Here is a 14,384-nt window from a genome sequence, read left to right as displayed (position 1 = left end):
CTCGATCAGCCGTTATTCACGAATGCTCCGCCGTGGATTTCGCTGATGGGATCGATCAAGTGCGCCCCCTGATTTTTTGTGTTGCCCGCGGCGCGGTCGACCTTGAACCACTCGAACGCCTCGGACGGTTCGCTCTGGTGCATCAGCATCAGCTCGGCTCGCTCCTTGGGTGTCGCCGGGTCAAGCCATTCCCGGGCCAGGTCCGGCGCTAGGACTACTGGCCGCCGATCGTGAATGTCGACCATGCCACCGGCGGAGTCCGCAGTGACGATCACAAAGCCGTCGTGCTCCCGAGGAGGCTCGTCAGCATGCGGCCAATGGCCAATCGAGGCGCACAGGCTGGGCAAGCCATCACGTCGCCGGATGTAGTAGGGCTGTTTTCCACCTTCTTCCACAAGCCATTCAAACCATCCGTCTATTGGCGTGATCGCTCGATTTGGCCAGGCTGCCCGGTAATAGGGGTTGTGCGCGACCTTTTCGGCGCGGGCATTGGGTTCGGCTCGATTGGTTGCCCAGTGCGGCTTCCAGGACCACCTGATAAGGTCGGCATGTAGCGCGCCATTCTCTATGTGGAGCAGGGCGACATTTGTTGTCGGCGCCACGTTGTACCGCTCCAGAGGTTGATCGCCGGCGTTGTTGACCAGCGCACCCGGCATGCTGAGCACGGCCACAAAGTCGTGAATGCCGTGGTACTGCGCGATACGTCCGCACATGCTCGCCTCCGAAGTGATGGTCCACTTTATTCAACGTAGACCAACGGGCAGGCCACTCGTCAGCGCCCGATTGATGGTCGGGGCGCTGTGAGTAATATGCTGTGTTTTTATACAGTATAGGTTTGTCCGATGTACTTCTTGATTACTCCGCGCCGAGTTCTAGGCGTTGCGCTTTCCAAGGAGGAATTGCGGAGGACCCCCGCGATTCGAGGCGACATTCACATCTATGAATGTCAGAACGAAGAGCTTGGCCGGGCGGCTTTCAGTGCTTGGGTTTTCAATCCAGGCCCTGGCCCTGACATCATTCCGCGGCTTCATGACGTGAAAATCACCGGGATGGCCCAGGGTGGGATGAACTTGAATGGCATCGAGCAGATCGGCGATGCCTTCTACGCGCAGTCGTGGTGGTGTCGTACTGAATGAGGGGAATTGTGTCCGGTCGGCAGAACGCCGGAGGAGGGGCTGAAAACAGTTCCATAACTCGAACGGCACCCCCTTATAGAATGCGGTCTGTAGAGCATCGAAATCTGCTTAGTAATGGAACGCGAAACACAGTGCAGCCCAGGAAATACAAGGCTTTGCCTCTCGGATTGCAAATCCGCCTACGCCGGTTCGATTCCGACCTCGGCCTCCAAACTGAAAAGCCCGTAGATCAATGATCTACGGGCTTTTTTATTGGCTGGAGGAAAGTAGGCGTTCCATCGTTGAGGCCAGGCGGTAGACGCGACGGAGCCGCTGGATCGGGTGGCTCTGGTCGGCGAACCCGCCTTCATGGGAGCCTTCGTTCATGCGCAGGACTTTGGCTGCGAGATAGGGTGGAGTGGGCGCCATTTTGTTCCGGCCGGTTCTTTCGGGGGGGGCATCGTCCGCTGTGTGGAGGCGATGGGCTCGACTGGCGAAGCCTCCTGCCGTTGGTTCGAAGGAGGCAAACAGGATAACGAGCGGGAAGGGTTACCGATAATCCAGAAACACGGTCATTGCTCCGTTTACCGTTCCGGGTGTAGCCGTCGCATCAGTCCTGATGTAGGACGCCTGCATCGGAATGGCAAACGAGCCACCTGCCGTTTTGTTGTATCCATCGACCGTTATCGAGTTCCCCATGGTTGCCGGAGCGCCCTGGGCGTTTTCAACCCGGATCTTTATGCCGCTGGCGGTCGAACCGCCAGTAAGCGGCAATACCCCAGGCGAGTTCGCAATCACGCCGCCAACCGGATCAAGGGTATAGCCAATCCGGTTATAGCCCTTGGGGCAGTTGTTGATCTGTATCTGGAAACTCTGGGTGCCGGCTGTCGAGCCGATGCGGTCCAGGCGGTTCAGCAAGGTCTTGGGTAGCTTTACCGTCTGGCCCGGCACCGAGCAGGTGCCGTCGATCGGGGTGATAGTGCCGTTCAGGTAAATGTACAGGCGCGAGCCTGTCATTTCGAGTTTGTAGTAGTTCGCAAGGGCCTGGTTGCCAGATAGGGAACCGCCTAGATTTGTTCGACCATCGCCGAGTAACTGTACTTCGATTGGCTGGGTGAACTCGACCCCTGGATATGAAGTTCCGTAGGCTCTTCCATTGATCAACAAACGAGTCGATATGCCCGAGACGTTCGTGGTGATTACTGTTGCACTTGAGGTCGATACGCCGCCCTCTGGGTAGGCGTAAAGGTCTCCGGCTCTGCACTTCGATGCGCCGCATGCCTCCTGCGGAGTAATGTAGTGTCGAGCCAGTATGGTGCCGCTGGAGGTGTTCTTCGGAATCGAAAGTTCCTGCCCGAATGCTGATACCCGTGCATCTACTGCCCTCGCGGGCGGCGACACGGCGAGGGCCAAGAGTGCAATGACGCAAAGTTGCGGCGCGATGAATAGGGTGTTGATCATTTTTCTTGCTGTGGTCTTCATTGCCTGTTTCTCTCTGATCGGCCTTGAATAGGGTTCGTGGGTGAATCGTTCTTGCGCACCCTGGCTCCATGCGTTCGGAAATGATTTTCTTTGTTTGGGGTGAAGGCTATTGGCGAAGTGTGTATTTCATAAGAGGTGATATTCAGCCGATAACAAAACACTGGGTTAATCAACAAACAAAAAATTCTGATCTTTAACCAAGATCAGCTGGATATGTCGCCTGAGTGCTGTACGGCTACTCCATCGTCGTTGATGCTCTCGAACTCGATCTTTATTGGTCCGCCAGAAGTCAAGGAAGAAGCCTCCTCGATCGCGAATGATTGGCTTGAGTAGGGGGCCAGCATTTCTGCTGGAATCGGATAGTTGTTTGAACCGCTCTTGACGTTTACCGTGCCGAAAGAGATGTGAAACGCGGAGTCATTCCTGATTTCCAGGCCGGGCTTGCCCTCCTTGAGCGTCATGCGCCATTGCAGCCTGGAAGGGGCCTGGTCCACGTCGCCGGGCAAGTCGGCGGGCCGGTAAAACAACTTGATGCGCTGGCGCACGGCAATCTGCAGGGTGTTTTCATCCTTCGACTTCTGGGGGATTTCCTGCACGCTCAACCAGAACACCGACTCCCTGTCCGTGGGTAGCCCCAGGCCCTGATACAGGACACGCAACTGCTGTCGGGCGTTCCCGCTCAGGCGTTTCAGGGGAGGGGTGAGGGCAAAGGGGACGTCCTGATCGGAGCTTGTGCCGAAGGGCTCGATCCAGGACTGGATCATGATGGGCGTCGATTCATCGTTCAGCACCAGCATGGAAGTTTCTTTCTTCGGTCCGGTCAGTACCACTCGAGTTCCATTCAATGAGATACCGGCATGGGAGGGCAGGGCAAACAACGACAGAAGTCCGGCAAACGCCACACTCATGGCAAGGGACTTTTTCATGGAGTTTCTCGAAAGTGTTGAAAGAGACATCGGTGCGCTGCTTTCTTATGGCGTGTTCATTAGTCAATGCGGGTGATTGTGGGACTTTCATCGCATGCCTTTATAAATGCCTGGGGGATACTAATGGCACTGGACTTTCCCAGGTATCAGTCGATTCTTAAAACGCTGCTGACCCCTGGGGCCCAGGGATAGAAGTGCACAATCGGGAGTATTCCGCGACTTTTGGCAGGTATAGCGCGACCTACTCGCTGTATTGATGGAGCCCCATCCACCGGCTTGCTATCGCAGTCCGTTCAAGATATTGGCTTGGCGGGTAAGGGAGTTCTGTGCCCTGTTCGCCGAGTTGGATAAGCAGCAAGCCAGCCCCGCCTCGAACGCTTGCGTCGATACGCTAGCCCGTCCGATCACCGCTCAACCGAGGTACTCGCACGCGTGCTTCTGACGGCTACGTCCAGGTTTGCTCACGCCGTTCAGGTTTCTTCAGAATTGTCTTCGAGACATGCGCGTCTGCTCTGATTAGAGTGGTCGCGCTTGCCCGGCCAGGTGTGTTTACGATGGATTGCTGAACGGCCAACAGCTGGTCAGGGTGGGCGCCAATTCAGATCCGGCATTGTGCCGGGTGATGTTGTGGTGCCTTTGAATAATCCCTCGCTGAAAAAATCCGGAAGAGTGATGCAGCTCTTTCTCTGCCCTTAGGCTTCGCTGATCGCTCCTTCGCGGTTTGGCCTATGGCCTGTGTCTTCGGCTCCGCTGGCCCATGAGTTCAGCCATCCCAGGATCCCTGCGCCGGTTGGGCAAAATCTGCCTTTGCCTGTCTCGTAATTGATAATTCTTTTAAAATCATATGGTTATGATTTTTTTGGTGTGATAGCCTGCTGGCATCTCTGGTTTTATCAGTGGCATGCAGCTTCCTTCTGCGCCGGTTCGATTCCGACCGTAGCCCCCACCGATAGAAACAGCTCTGTAGATCTATGATTTACGGAGCTTTTTGTTTATTGGCCGGCTCGATATTCAGTCTTGAATTTGACGCCAACGAACTTGCTTCAAAGGGAGGGGATGTATATATTTCACCCCCTTGCCGCAAGGCGCTGAAACGGCTCAAGCCTTTCAGACTGCAACACCGCGCTACCGCCCGAATGGCGAAACTGGTAGACGCATGGGACTTAAAATCCCCCGCTCGTAAGGGCGTGCCGGTTCGATTCCGGCTTCGGGCACCATCTATTTCAAGGGTTTGCTGGCGAAAGCTGATGCAAACCCTTGTTCGTTTCCGGTCTGCAAATTCAAATCCGGTCTGCGATTTACGCGGTTGGAGAGGCTTTCTTGCCTTTCTGCTGGCGGATGTATTTCTCTGTCATTGCCATTGGGCAAAAGTCACTGGCGTATTGCAGAGACGTCTACGCAGCTCTGCAGATGGATGTAATAAGGACATTAGGTGTTTCGGAAAGTGATTCTGTTGGTGTTGGTCAACTGCCTGAGCGGCTGCGCCGCGGTGGCGATGCGCATGGACTACGACCACCCTTGCCCCTACAAGGGCGTGCGCCTGGACTGGTGGTTGGTAGGCACCTCCCATGGAAAGCTGATTCCCTTTTTACTGATCGATGCACCGTTTTCCTTGGTGGTCGATACGGTGTTTTTTCCATTCGAGTATCAGTACAGCTGCAATGACTAATCTGTTTTGGGATTTCGTCTGCAAAGCGGCAGCCCTGCGCGATTTGCCGATGCTCTTGGGTGATGCGTATTCGCCATTAGCACACCAGCCCTAATCGTCTGCTGCCGAGGCCGGGCATATAGTGCGGATGACCATCCTCGTCGGGGTGGCTCTCACAAGAAAGTGCCGATACGAAAAAGGAGATTCACCATGCCATTCAAGAAAATCGTCTACGCCTCCGCCGTGGTCCTGGCCCTCACCGCCTCGAACGCCCATGCATTCGCCAGAGACTGTAACGACTCGCTGTGGAAGTTCAGCGGCATCGAAGCACTGACCTGCATCTTCTCGGGCCAATGGTAATCCGCCGTTTCCCGGGTTGAAGCTGTCCCAACGACAAGGCTGACTGTGAATGGCCGCTCAATCCGGTCAGCCTTGTTGTTTTTCCATTCCTGCGGATTCATCGCGCGGTTCTCAATCCTCCATCCGGCCATTGGTCAATATTTGCCGGTTGCGCAGGGGACGGTTCTGCTGGCTGGCAAAACGCAGCAGTCTGCATGAGTGGTAATGAGTACGTGGTGAACTGGGTGACACCACAGTTCTACTTTCACCTCGTCACGGCCTACAACATCCTGCGACATAACGGCGTACCACTCGGTAAAGCCGACTATGTGCAGCACATGCTCGCCTACTTGCGGCAGTAAGCGACTGTCTGATTTCCCAGGCGGACTAAAAGAAAAGTGCTGAACCGGGCGTCAAGTCTCGGTTCTATCGCGTTTTTCAGGTGAGCTTTTTCTGTTGAAGCGCGCCGAGATGTCTTGGTAGGTCTCGTTATCGGTTGCAGCGAGCAGTGTCTGGCCATCCTTCAAGGTGGCCAGAAATGTCACTTCGGTATTGTGACCCGCCAGAAGATAGCCGGCGACGGCTCCGACCGGCCCAAGAAACATGGCACCCACCACTCCAAGGCCTATGGCGCTCTTTATGTTCTTGTTCGAATCGGTATTTTCGACGGTGAGTTCCTTGAATTCGGAGACGAGAAAGCTTTTCCCCATTAGCGGTTTATTGGGGGTCTTGAGCGTGATGGTTCCGCGCAGATACTCCGCGTCACCCTGGGGGAAGTCACCGGCCAGCACTATGATCTTTGCCATCTGGAAAGGCCCCAAGGCGATCATTTTTAGGGGGCCATTGCGCGCCTTAAGGGATAGAGCGTCAACGCTGTGACGACGACTGGCGGCACCATTGGTCTATGGCAGGGCGAAAACACCGTCAGACCTGGGTATGGGCAGGCATGCGCGGCAGTTCAAGGCTGTGCTTGAGCGGCGTGGCTTTCCAGATCCGGATGCGCCAGGTATCGATAAAAAGAAGATATCGAGTGCCGATATGCTCAAGTGCTGGCCGGATGAGTTGGGACGGGCGCGGAACAGGGGATACACTTGCCGCCAAGCCCCTGGTGGGCTGGACGGATGAACCAAGGAAGAGCTTCAGTGATAACTATTCAAAACGCGGCACCCAGACTTTCTTATGCAGAACTTGCCAAGATGGTTGAGCAAAAGAGGGCGGTAGAGCATGTCAATCTGCTTGAAGCCAAATTGAACCCAGCCTTCCTGGCCAAACTTGAGGCCGCGACAGAAAACGCGGATATGAAGCAGGAAGTTCAGCCGACTTTCCCTATCGAAGTTTGACCGACCTGGGCCGGGTGATACTCGGCCAGATCCGACAACAGTGCTCAGTTTCAAGACAAGGACGAAGGATGCGAATTTTTACCGGTGAACGGGCTCGATGGCTGATGGCGGCTGGTATCACCGCCTTGGCAATGGCGACTAACGCGCAGGCGCAAACGACGCCTCAGGCAGCCCGGGAGATAAAGGGCTTGCTGGATTTTGTCGAGCACAGCCAGTGCCAGTTCGTGCGTAATGGCACCGAGTATCCAGCCCCCCAGGCACGACAGCACCTGGAGAAAAAACTGAATTACCTCGAAGGCAAGGACATGGTGAGCAGCGCGGAGGACTTTATCGATCTTGCGGCCACTAAAAGCAGCATGAGTGGCAAGGCCTATGAGGTGCGCTGCGCTACTGGATCGCAACCGGCAAGCAGCTGGTTAAAGGCAGAGTTGCAGAGGCAGCGTCAGCCTCATTGATTCAGTTTTTGGCCAGGCAAAGCCCAGCTCGTACGCTGGGCTTTTTGGTTTTTTGGAGGGCAATAAAAAGCCAGGGCTGGATATACCGTGACGGGCTACATGGATCAGAGCGGGGTGCTGCTCATAAGGTATTCCTGCTGCCCCGTTTGCTCATCCGTCTGCTCGTGGGTCACAACAAAGCCTTGTGCCAGGTAAAAGCCGCAGCTGGCCGTATTGTCCTTGTACACCGCCAGGCTCAACACGGGACGCTGTGCCCTGGCATGGGCGAGCAGTTGCTTGCCAATCCCCTTGGCCTGGAATGCAGGTGCAACAAAGAGAGCGGCCAACTGGTCGGCGTGCAGCGAATAGAAACCCCGCACTTTGGATTGTCGCTCGATGACATAGGTCTCTGACGCCGGGAGGTACAGGTTGCGCATGTTGTCGACTTGCGACTGCCAGAATGAGGCGTCGATAAAATTGTGGGCTTTCAGCGAGGCCTGCAGCCAGATGTCCAGCACGGCATCCATATCTTGCTGTTCAAATCTTCTGATCATTTCTCTTGCGCTTTTCCTGATAACGGGTTGCAGGCTAGAAGCAGGCGCTGGCCAGTTCAAGAGCCGACATATTAAAAGATGCAGGAGTGCGGCGGGGGAGGCGACCGACTGATTGAGGATCAGGCGGCCGCAGTCGGATATCAAGGCTCCACTGATTCAGTACGGATCAGTCAGGAGATGTGTGGGATTTCGTCGATATACGCGATTCGTTCGCCGTTGTGGAAGATTTCAATCGCGCTGTAGAGCGTGGCGTTGGGCGGCAGCACCCGGGTGAACCTGACTTGCGTGCAGGTGATTGTCTGAATCCATTGCCCTGGCCTTTGGTACAGGTGCAGATCCAGTAGGAGTATTGCCGGGTTGATACCCTGCGGGACTCGTACCGTCAGATAGGCCTTGATCCCTGGGTTGGCGACTTCAACGTCTCCGACTACATGAAGTTCGTCCGGTTTGGGTGGCATGGTGTCCAGCCAGGCATGCCAGTTCGTGCAGTTCGTGATCATTTTTCCGTTCCTTGAGAAATGAAACTCGAAGCTTGAGGTACTGCGGTTTCGCATGGCGCTTCGTGTGCCATCGAATCGAATGTCGGCTGCCCAATCCTCCATATCCAAGAGCGGCGCTGAAGTGGTCGGATGAATACGACCGGAAGTCCATGGTTAAAGGTGTAGATGAGGAACGGGACAGGGCGTCACGGTCTGGACGAGCGGTACCCATTGGCTGTGCCCGGACCGTCATTTTCCCCTGACTTTTGGCGCATATCGAACGTGATCTTTATTCGTTTGCGTGTCCTTATAGGCCGCTGAAGCACTGGCGTTTTGCCGCGCTCACAAGGAGGTTCCCAGTGATAGCAAAGCTGTTTGTGACGATCGGGATTATCTTCTACGCCGTTGTGGTGCCGGTGCTGGAGATCAATGAGACTCATGTTTTCAACCCGGCCTGGGAGTCGCATGCACGGTTGCATGAGGTCTGGCAGCTGTTCACCAATACGACGATCGGTGCATTCAGCCTGTGGCTGGTGTGGTTGAAGAGCAACCTTCGCCTGTCCAGCCTCCTGACGGTGTTCGTCACGGGTGGCTTCTTGCTGGCTTACGGGCTTCGGCAGTCTTACGGTGGGTCGATGGTGCTCACCGATGGCTCTGAGAAGTTGATCCTGGGCATCAACCTGGGGCTCTTTGCCTACACCCTGGCGATCCTGCTGGCGGCGATCGCGGTTGCGATCGACCGGCGCCAGCCAAGGGCGCGACTCTGAGTCAGAGCGGTTCTGTAGAAGCAAGAAAGCAGAAGCCCGGACATGGCCGGGCCTCATTGGATGGGTGCCCGTTCAGCGTGAAGAATAGGGCTTGCCTTCACGCCCCGCGTTTTCTACCGACAACCTGCGTCTACGCCTTTGAACCCAGTTCCAGAGTGCGTGCACAGGATGAATGAACACCGCCAGCACGCACAGCAGCAGGACAATGAAGATGGACATCAGACCGAGACCTTCATGGGAAAACATCGTGGGTTACTCCTGTAGTTCACTTTGTCGGTCCCGCAAGGGTAGGCACTCAGACGCTTCGCTTCATGAAGGTTACTTAAAGATAGTTTCATCTGTGCCCGAGCCATGAGGGTAGAAGAGGGCGCCGCCGGGCGAAGGCAGGAACGAAAAAGCCCGGCGCTGGGCCGGGCTTTTCATGCGGGGAGATGCTGACCAACCGAGGGTATTGAAACCGATTCAGCTGGAGAGCATGAGGCTGGGTCTATCGATCATTCTTGCTCGAGGAGACGCTGGCGTTGCCCAGGCCTTTCGAGTTGTGGTCCCCGGGCGTGGTGTCCGAGATCGCAGTGGCTTTTGACAGTCCGCGGGTATCTTTGGAATGAGCCACGCCGGAAGTGGTCGAGCCATGGCCGTTGCTGTCATTACGAATGCTGCCGTAATGGTTGCCATTTTCTCCAAGATTGCGAACCGACTTGCCGGCTGGGTCGCTTTTCAGGCCGCCGTTATGGCCCTTGCTGCTGGCCCCTCCCGAGTGACCACCTGCCTGGCCACCATGACCACCACTGTTACCACCGCCATGCCCCCCGCCGTTGCCACCGCCATTTCCGCCACCATGGCCACCGCCGTCCTTGGCATAAGCGGACGTCATGGGAAGCAGAGGAGCCGCTGCCAGCATCAGTACACAGGTCACGGCAGTCACGAGATTTTTTTTCTTTAAAAGCATGATTGCTTCCATAGATAGGGAGAGGTTTGCATGAACTAAGACGCAATCGGCTGTCTATAGTTCGGGTGTCATGACGAATGGCACCACGGCTGGATTCATGCAGAGGACTGCAGAGATGACGACTCGTTCGGTTGTAGCTGTTTTAGCAAGCGCCGCGTTTTTATTCGGCTCGACTGCCTTGTATGCGGACCCAGGGAACGGCAAGGGCAACCCCCATGGCAATCAGGGCGGACATGGCAATAAAGGCAACAAATCCCAGGACTACAAGCAGGGCGGGAGGTATGACGGCCCTCAAGTCGATGTCGGTGGTGTTCGCGTGATCATCGGCGACAGTCGTGACTACTGGTCACCCGGGCCGGCCCTGCCGCCGGGCATCCAGAAAAACCTGGCCCGAGGCAAGCCACTGCCGCCGGGCATCGCGAAAAAACTCGATGGCCGGATGCTCGGCCGCCTACCTCACTATGACGGCTATGAGTGGCAACAGGCCGGCACTGATTTGATCCTGGTCGCCATCGCCACAGGCATCATCTACGAAGTTCTGCACGACGCCCTGGACTGATTCCGGGCCGGCCCACCAGCAAGCCCGGTGCAAGACCGGGCTTTTGCCTGACATGCGGCGTCCGGCACTCCCCCAACATCCTGATGCTGGTTAGATTCCAGTGCCCCCTGTTTTCGTTGGCTCAAGTACGGATAACCGCCTTGGCGGAGATTTTGCCGAGCCTCCTCTTCAGCAACATTCCAGCGCGATCTGATAATTGAGTGGAGCGTTTCGGAAGTGTCCTAGGGACGCCGATTTGGCGCCGTTCTAAGGTTTCAGCGTTCGCCGTGTGCGCTTTTTTGACGGGTACCGACTATCGAGCCGGCTGCGTTTCGTCCATTGAAAAAGTGCATGGCGACAGACAGGAAGAGTGGCCTGGGTGGCTGCTCCGGACTGAACCGATCGCATGTTTGCATTCAATTAAAGGAATAAATAATGCCCACTCAAAATGTTGGTAAGTTCTTTGACTTTCGCGCCAGGGTTACCGCTCCCACGTGGACGATCGATCCTGATAATGGCCTGGGGGCGAGTGGCGTTCCCGGCGCCTCACGTCGGCGCTCCAGCGGCATGGAGCGGGTGGTCGAACTGGGTACATCGAGCCTTGATGTGCTTCAGGCGGGTGGCAGCCTTCCGCAGTTTTTCAGCGTCGAGCTGAACGAAGACAGGCTCAAGGGGGCGAGCAAGGTCCAGGTCTACTTTGATGGCATCACCAGTGATGGTGTGATCTTGATGAATGACTATGAAGAGGCCGGCTCCGCACGCAATGTGGGCGTTCAGCTGCTGGACAGCGAGGGAAAAGTCGTGCTTCTGGGCCATGAAGGGCGTGCCGAATACCCGGTGGCACCGGGTTTCAGGCTGTCCTTCGCGGCAAGGTTGGTCAGCGCCAACGGGCCAGTGGAAGCCGGTGAGTTTTCCTCGTTTTCGGAGTGCGTGATCCTGTATGCCTGATGGCGGGCAAGCGGTTCACGCAGGCGTAGTCATGCGAAAAGAAGGGCGGTGGCGCTTTTTTGCTGGCGCCAACAAGGTGACGAATCGGCCATTGCCAGAAAAAACATGTGGTTATTTAAGGGCTTAGAAAATATTTAGGGTAAAAATAACCTCAAAATATATTGTTACATGTTCTTCGGGACGTTAAGATAGCCCCGCGTTCACCTACCACGGTTTATGCATTTTTAGCCCCAAGTGTCCATCAGCTACTTGGGCTTTTTTTTGCCTGGAATTTGCCTTCGGCGGGCCTTCCCGCCACTCGATGCCACTTTGGCTCCTTTCTCAAGGGCCTCCTGCAAGGCAAAAAAAAGCCCGCGGGGAGCGGGCCAATAGTTGAATGAGCAGGGTGGAATCTACCCGCCTGGCGCTCGGCTCACAGTGAAAGAAATTTCATCTGGCCATGCCCACCCGCAATCGCCGCCAATTCTGGCCAGCGCTGCTTAATAGCCGCCACCCATGTCTCCCGTGTCGCTGCCTGGAGCCCTGGCTTTCTGCTGGGCGTGGCTCCATTCGGCGCAAGTGAGGAAGCTTTTGTGATCGACTTTGCCGTTGCCGTCGAAGCTGACATTGAACGGCTGGTTATGGCCGGCCTGGGTCAACACATAGTCGAAGCAGGTGCCGAGTTCCACGGTGCGAGGGGTGACGGCCACAGGTTCGCCGCCGATCTGCCGGACTTGTTCCTGGGTCATGCCGGTCTCGACCTTCGCCACCAGCGGCTGATTGCGGTAGACATGAGCGTCGCTGGTGCAGCCGGCGACGGCTGACAGCAGAGCGGTCATGACGATAAGTGTTTTGTTCATGGCAGGGCTCCCGATGGTAGGTGTCATGAAGAGACACCTGGGTGCATCAGTTGAAGTAAAGCCGAGCGACGAGGGCAGCGGGTCGTATTCGCGAAAGACGGGACGCGGGGAGGGCGGATAGACAAAAAGCCCGCATGGGCGGGCTTTTTGCAGAGGGGGAGCTGATCCGTCAGCTGCAGCCAGTGTGCGCTTGCGCTATGGCCCTAGCAACGACAGGGCGACGAAACGCAGGCCTGGGTACGGGCTGATAACGTGGCTGATGATCCGGCTCTGGCAGACCTGCCAAAACGCCATAAGCACGGCAGAAAACGCTGTTTGATCGATTACCATTCGTCAGCTGTTTTGCACCCTGCATGAGAATGGCCCTCTCATTGAAAGACATTCCATCGTGGTCGGGAGGTATCCATGAGTACGAACAGGCCAACGGGCCCGCGTTCATCCGAGCACGCTTCCGGCAAGGACGAACTAGGCTTCGACCCTGACTCTCCGGATCTGGCCGATCCGCAGGTGGACCCCATAGGTCCGGCGAAAGCGCCCAGGGACAACAGGCCGGAGAAAGAACCCAAGTCCCGGGCGTATGACCCTCTGGGAAACCTGAAGCCCAAGTGAAAGACCGGCAGCGCGTTCCTGCCCCGTGGCGATGGGTGGAACCCCCACCCGCGCGGACCGGGTGTAAGGTGTTCGCGACAACCTCGGCCGATCTCTACCGAAAGGGAGGCGATTATGAGCGTTCCAATGCTGAACAAGATGCACATGAACGGCTATGACGTGGTCAGCGTCAACAGCGGCCCCTGGCGGGTCTGCACCAAGGGCGACCGTCTTGGCTCCTTTGGCACCCGGGAGGAGGCCCTGGCCTACGCGGCAGCCTTGCCGGCCTACAAGGCGAAGGCCAAGAAGACTGCGCGAGGGGCCAATACCCGATAACCCCATCCACGACCCTGCCCGGCAGCCTGGCTTGTTCCCTGGCTGTCGGGTTTTCTTTTGCCCTCAGGCCGGCGACTGGGCCTGGGCGGATTTCCAGCCCTTGAGCTCCTCTGCGATGAAGTGTTGCACCAGGTCGCTGTAGAGCTTTTCGATGGCGTCGGCGCTCAGGCCTTCGGCCTGGGCCCATTCCCGGCGTTGCAGGAGCATGGCGCGAAAGCGCTCGGGCGCGCGCACGGCAGTTTCCGAGGTCTTGAATTTCGACGCGGCCAAGACGTACCGGAAACGTTCGCCCAGCAGCTTGATGACAGCCTGGTCGAGGCGATCGATCTCGCGGCGGATATCCTCCATGCCTGCGCATTGTTCGGGGGCTCGCGACTGAATGACATCCATGTGAATACTCCAGGTGGGAAAGGATCGGCGGTTATCCGCTGGCGGATTTAATCACGGACAGGCTCGCCCTTGGCATCGCCTTGCAGGCCGCTGCGGCAACCGCGCCCGGCATGCTCCCCATCGCCCCCCGCGGAGGGTCTGTTACCATCGCGTTTTTTTGCGACCCCGCCCGGGTTCAGGGCAGGGTCGCGCCGGTCAAAGGAGAATGCCGTGATTATCACTACCACCCACGCGATCGCGGGGCGAGAGATCGCCGAGTACCTGGATATCGTAAGCGCCGAGTCCGTGCAGGGGATCAACGTCGTGCGGGATGTCTTCGCCGGGATGCGCGACTTTTTCGGTGGGCGTTCCCAGACCCTGGAGCGGGCGCTGAAAGAAGCCCGGGTGCAGGCGACCGACGAGATCAAGGAGCGCGCCCGCGATCTGCGCGCGGATGCGGTGCTCGGCCTGGACTACGAGATCAGCATGCCCAGCGGCCGTGGCGGCATGGTGGTGGTGTTTGTCACCGGCACCGCTGTCAGGCTCAAGTAAGCGACGGCTACCCGCATCGCACAGCCCGCCCGTGTGCGGGGCTTTTTTATGCCTGGCATGCTCTGCCAGGCCGCCGCCCGGCCCTTGTTGATCGCCCATAAAAAAGACCCACCAGGGGAGCGGTGGGCCAGTCGGGAGTCTTCAATAAGCGTGAGCCACTTTAGCGAAGCCTTGGCGGGTT

22 protein-coding genes and 1 tRNA gene are annotated in these 14,384 nt (G+C 57.0%); 13 read left to right on the top strand and 10 right to left on the bottom strand.

Annotation, left to right across the window (positions count from 1 at the left end; translation table 11 throughout):
• Positions 1 to 5: 5 nt before the first annotated feature.
• A complete protein-coding gene (locus AC3RCP_RS18075) occupies positions 6 to 713 on the bottom strand; it encodes an SOS response-associated peptidase (RefSeq protein ID WP_492571249.1) in 708 nt (235 codons plus the stop codon).
• A gap of 129 nt (positions 714 to 842) precedes the next feature.
• Here AC3RCP_RS18075 and AC3RCP_RS18070 point away from each other — a divergent pair, with 129 nt between their 5' ends.
• The gene (locus AC3RCP_RS18070; protein ID WP_492571250.1) at positions 843 to 1,136 is read left to right on the top strand and encodes a hypothetical protein; all 294 of its coding nucleotides are present in this window, start codon (positions 843 to 845) and stop codon (positions 1,134 to 1,136) included.
• Positions 1,137 to 1,664: 528 nt separating this feature from the next.
• Here the strand turns inward: AC3RCP_RS18070 and AC3RCP_RS18065 are convergent.
• The gene (locus AC3RCP_RS18065) at positions 1,665 to 2,597 is read right to left on the bottom strand and encodes a fimbrial protein (protein ID WP_492571251.1); all 933 of its coding nucleotides are present in this window, start codon (positions 2,595 to 2,597) and stop codon (positions 1,665 to 1,667) included.
• 203 nt (positions 2,598 to 2,800) lie between these two features.
• Positions 2,801 to 3,523: a fimbrial biogenesis chaperone gene (locus tag AC3RCP_RS18060; RefSeq protein ID WP_492571252.1), complete on the bottom strand. Its 723-nt coding sequence runs from the start codon at positions 3,521 to 3,523 to the stop codon at positions 2,801 to 2,803.
• 1,130 nt (positions 3,524 to 4,653) lie between these two features.
• Between AC3RCP_RS18060 and AC3RCP_RS18055 the strand changes: the two genes are divergently transcribed.
• The 4 genes from AC3RCP_RS18055 to AC3RCP_RS18040 all read left to right on the top strand — a co-directional run bounded on the left by AC3RCP_RS18055 (position 4,654) and on the right by AC3RCP_RS18040 (position 5,872).
• Positions 4,654 to 4,740: transfer RNA gene (locus tag AC3RCP_RS18055), tRNA-Leu, on the top strand.
• 215 nt (positions 4,741 to 4,955) lie between these two features.
• On the top strand, positions 4,956 to 5,192 hold the full coding sequence (locus AC3RCP_RS18050; RefSeq protein ID WP_007921679.1) for a YceK/YidQ family lipoprotein: 237 nt from the start codon (positions 4,956 to 4,958) through the stop codon (positions 5,190 to 5,192).
• 189 nt (positions 5,193 to 5,381) lie between these two features.
• The gene (locus tag AC3RCP_RS18045) at positions 5,382 to 5,531 is read left to right on the top strand and encodes a hypothetical protein (RefSeq protein WP_178081073.1); all 150 of its coding nucleotides are present in this window, start codon (positions 5,382 to 5,384) and stop codon (positions 5,529 to 5,531) included.
• A gap of 137 nt (positions 5,532 to 5,668) precedes the next feature.
• Positions 5,669 to 5,872, top strand: coding sequence for a DUF1993 family protein (locus AC3RCP_RS18040; protein ID WP_371860908.1), 204 nt, complete (start codon positions 5,669 to 5,671; stop codon positions 5,870 to 5,872).
• 51 nt (positions 5,873 to 5,923) lie between these two features.
• Here the strand turns inward: AC3RCP_RS18040 and AC3RCP_RS18035 are convergent, their stop codons facing one another.
• On the bottom strand, positions 5,924 to 6,316 hold the full coding sequence (locus AC3RCP_RS18035) for a hypothetical protein (RefSeq protein WP_492571253.1): 393 nt from the start codon (positions 6,314 to 6,316) through the stop codon (positions 5,924 to 5,926).
• A gap of 336 nt (positions 6,317 to 6,652) precedes the next feature.
• Between AC3RCP_RS18035 and AC3RCP_RS18030 the strand changes: the two genes are divergently transcribed.
• On the top strand, positions 6,653 to 6,850 hold the full coding sequence (locus AC3RCP_RS18030) for a hypothetical protein (protein ID WP_178081072.1): 198 nt from the start codon (positions 6,653 to 6,655) through the stop codon (positions 6,848 to 6,850).
• A 68-nt stretch (positions 6,851 to 6,918) separates the two neighbouring features.
• Positions 6,919 to 7,305 carry a YfeK family protein gene (locus tag AC3RCP_RS18025; protein WP_101338227.1) on the top strand — a complete coding sequence of 129 codons (387 nt, stop codon included), beginning with the start codon at positions 6,919 to 6,921 and terminating at the stop codon, positions 7,303 to 7,305.
• A 104-nt stretch (positions 7,306 to 7,409) separates the two neighbouring features.
• Here AC3RCP_RS18025 and AC3RCP_RS18020 read toward each other — a convergent pair whose 3' ends face one another.
• Together AC3RCP_RS18020 and AC3RCP_RS18015 are read right to left on the bottom strand one after the other, a co-directional pair.
• Positions 7,410 to 7,838, bottom strand: a complete 429-nt coding sequence (locus AC3RCP_RS18020) for an N-acetyltransferase (protein ID WP_101338226.1) — start codon at positions 7,836 to 7,838, stop codon at positions 7,410 to 7,412.
• Positions 7,839 to 8,008: 170 nt separating this feature from the next.
• Entirely contained in the window at positions 8,009 to 8,338 is a 330-nt protein-coding gene (locus AC3RCP_RS18015; protein WP_101338225.1) for a hypothetical protein, read from the bottom strand.
• 338 nt (positions 8,339 to 8,676) lie between these two features.
• Here AC3RCP_RS18015 and AC3RCP_RS18010 point away from each other — a divergent pair, with 338 nt between their 5' ends.
• On the top strand, positions 8,677 to 9,084 hold the full coding sequence (locus tag AC3RCP_RS18010) for a hypothetical protein (protein ID WP_101338224.1): 408 nt from the start codon (positions 8,677 to 8,679) through the stop codon (positions 9,082 to 9,084).
• A 72-nt stretch (positions 9,085 to 9,156) separates the two neighbouring features.
• On the opposite strand, the gene AC3RCP_RS18005 is transcribed toward AC3RCP_RS18010, so the two are convergent.
• Complete coding sequence (locus AC3RCP_RS18005; protein ID WP_178081071.1) at positions 9,157 to 9,330, bottom strand: hypothetical protein; 174 nt, start codon at positions 9,328 to 9,330, stop codon at positions 9,157 to 9,159.
• Positions 9,331 to 9,571: 241 nt separating this feature from the next.
• A complete protein-coding gene (locus AC3RCP_RS18000) occupies positions 9,572 to 10,033 on the bottom strand; it encodes a hypothetical protein (protein ID WP_101338223.1) in 462 nt (153 codons plus the stop codon).
• A gap of 115 nt (positions 10,034 to 10,148) precedes the next feature.
• On the opposite strand from AC3RCP_RS18000, the gene AC3RCP_RS17995 reads away from it, so the two are divergent.
• Both AC3RCP_RS17995 and AC3RCP_RS17990 read left to right on the top strand, forming a co-directional pair.
• The gene (locus tag AC3RCP_RS17995) at positions 10,149 to 10,592 is read left to right on the top strand and encodes an anti-virulence regulator CigR family protein (RefSeq protein WP_007921700.1); all 444 of its coding nucleotides are present in this window, start codon (positions 10,149 to 10,151) and stop codon (positions 10,590 to 10,592) included.
• A gap of 414 nt (positions 10,593 to 11,006) precedes the next feature.
• Positions 11,007 to 11,519 carry a fimbrial protein gene (locus tag AC3RCP_RS17990; RefSeq protein ID WP_007921701.1) on the top strand — a complete coding sequence of 171 codons (513 nt, stop codon included), beginning with the start codon at positions 11,007 to 11,009 and terminating at the stop codon, positions 11,517 to 11,519.
• A gap of 479 nt (positions 11,520 to 11,998) precedes the next feature.
• Here the strand turns inward: AC3RCP_RS17990 and osmE are convergent, their stop codons facing one another.
• Positions 11,999 to 12,358, bottom strand: coding sequence for an osmotically-inducible lipoprotein OsmE (gene osmE / locus AC3RCP_RS17985; RefSeq protein WP_101338222.1), 360 nt, complete (start codon positions 12,356 to 12,358; stop codon positions 11,999 to 12,001).
• 405 nt (positions 12,359 to 12,763) lie between these two features.
• Here osmE and AC3RCP_RS17980 point away from each other — a divergent pair, with 405 nt between their 5' ends.
• Together AC3RCP_RS17980 and AC3RCP_RS17975 are read left to right on the top strand one after the other, a co-directional pair.
• Positions 12,764 to 12,967, top strand: a complete 204-nt coding sequence (locus AC3RCP_RS17980) for a DUF6021 family protein (protein WP_007921703.1) — start codon at positions 12,764 to 12,766, stop codon at positions 12,965 to 12,967.
• A 114-nt stretch (positions 12,968 to 13,081) separates the two neighbouring features.
• A complete protein-coding gene (locus AC3RCP_RS17975; RefSeq protein WP_492571254.1) occupies positions 13,082 to 13,282 on the top strand; it encodes a DUF2188 domain-containing protein in 201 nt (66 codons plus the stop codon).
• A gap of 63 nt (positions 13,283 to 13,345) precedes the next feature.
• Here AC3RCP_RS17975 and AC3RCP_RS17970 read toward each other — a convergent pair whose 3' ends face one another.
• Positions 13,346 to 13,672 carry an isochorismate lyase gene (locus AC3RCP_RS17970; RefSeq protein WP_007921706.1) on the bottom strand — a complete coding sequence of 109 codons (327 nt, stop codon included), beginning with the start codon at positions 13,670 to 13,672 and terminating at the stop codon, positions 13,346 to 13,348.
• 210 nt (positions 13,673 to 13,882) lie between these two features.
• Here AC3RCP_RS17970 and AC3RCP_RS17965 point away from each other — a divergent pair, with 210 nt between their 5' ends.
• Positions 13,883 to 14,203: a YbjQ family protein gene (locus tag AC3RCP_RS17965; protein WP_007921708.1), complete on the top strand. Its 321-nt coding sequence runs from the start codon at positions 13,883 to 13,885 to the stop codon at positions 14,201 to 14,203.
• The last annotated feature ends 181 nt before the right edge of the window (positions 14,204 to 14,384 follow it).

The sequence above is a fragment of the Pseudomonas sp. GW822-FHT05A08 genome (assembly GCF_058800485.1).
This window is presented reverse-complemented; position numbering and strand designations above follow the sequence as displayed.

Bases quoted from the DNA above. Each gene is read 5' to 3' on its own strand.
- AC3RCP_RS18075 (WP_492571249.1), bottom strand. From the start codon at position 713: ATGTGCGGACGTATCGCGCAGTACCACGGCATTCACGACTTTGTGGCC.
- AC3RCP_RS18070 (WP_492571250.1), top strand. From the start codon at position 843: ATGTACTTCTTGATTACTCCGCGCCGAGTTCTAGGCGTTGCGCTTTCC.
- AC3RCP_RS18065 (WP_492571251.1), bottom strand. From the start codon at position 2,597: ATGAAGACCACAGCAAGAAAAATGATCAACACCCTATTCATCGCGCCG.
- AC3RCP_RS18060 (WP_492571252.1), bottom strand. From the start codon at position 3,523: ATGAAAAAGTCCCTTGCCATGAGTGTGGCGTTTGCCGGACTTCTGTCG.
- AC3RCP_RS18045 (WP_178081073.1), top strand. From the start codon at position 5,382: ATGCCATTCAAGAAAATCGTCTACGCCTCCGCCGTGGTCCTGGCCCTC.
- AC3RCP_RS18035 (WP_492571253.1), bottom strand. From the start codon at position 6,316: ATGGCAAAGATCATAGTGCTGGCCGGTGACTTCCCCCAGGGTGACGCG.
- AC3RCP_RS18025 (WP_101338227.1), top strand. From the start codon at position 6,919: ATGCGAATTTTTACCGGTGAACGGGCTCGATGGCTGATGGCGGCTGGT.
- AC3RCP_RS18020 (WP_101338226.1), bottom strand. From the start codon at position 7,838: ATGATCAGAAGATTTGAACAGCAAGATATGGATGCCGTGCTGGACATC.
- AC3RCP_RS18015 (WP_101338225.1), bottom strand. From the start codon at position 8,338: ATGATCACGAACTGCACGAACTGGCATGCCTGGCTGGACACCATGCCA.
- AC3RCP_RS18005 (WP_178081071.1), bottom strand. From the start codon at position 9,330: ATGTTTTCCCATGAAGGTCTCGGTCTGATGTCCATCTTCATTGTCCTG.
- AC3RCP_RS18000 (WP_101338223.1), bottom strand. From the start codon at position 10,033: ATGCTTTTAAAGAAAAAAAATCTCGTGACTGCCGTGACCTGTGTACTG.
- AC3RCP_RS17995 (WP_007921700.1), top strand. From the start codon at position 10,149: ATGACGACTCGTTCGGTTGTAGCTGTTTTAGCAAGCGCCGCGTTTTTA.
- AC3RCP_RS17990 (WP_007921701.1), top strand. From the start codon at position 11,007: ATGCCCACTCAAAATGTTGGTAAGTTCTTTGACTTTCGCGCCAGGGTT.
- osmE (WP_101338222.1), bottom strand. From the start codon at position 12,358: ATGAACAAAACACTTATCGTCATGACCGCTCTGCTGTCAGCCGTCGCC.
- AC3RCP_RS17980 (WP_007921703.1), top strand. From the start codon at position 12,764: ATGAGTACGAACAGGCCAACGGGCCCGCGTTCATCCGAGCACGCTTCC.
- AC3RCP_RS17975 (WP_492571254.1), top strand. From the start codon at position 13,082: ATGAGCGTTCCAATGCTGAACAAGATGCACATGAACGGCTATGACGTG.
- AC3RCP_RS17970 (WP_007921706.1), bottom strand. From the start codon at position 13,672: ATGGATGTCATTCAGTCGCGAGCCCCCGAACAATGCGCAGGCATGGAG.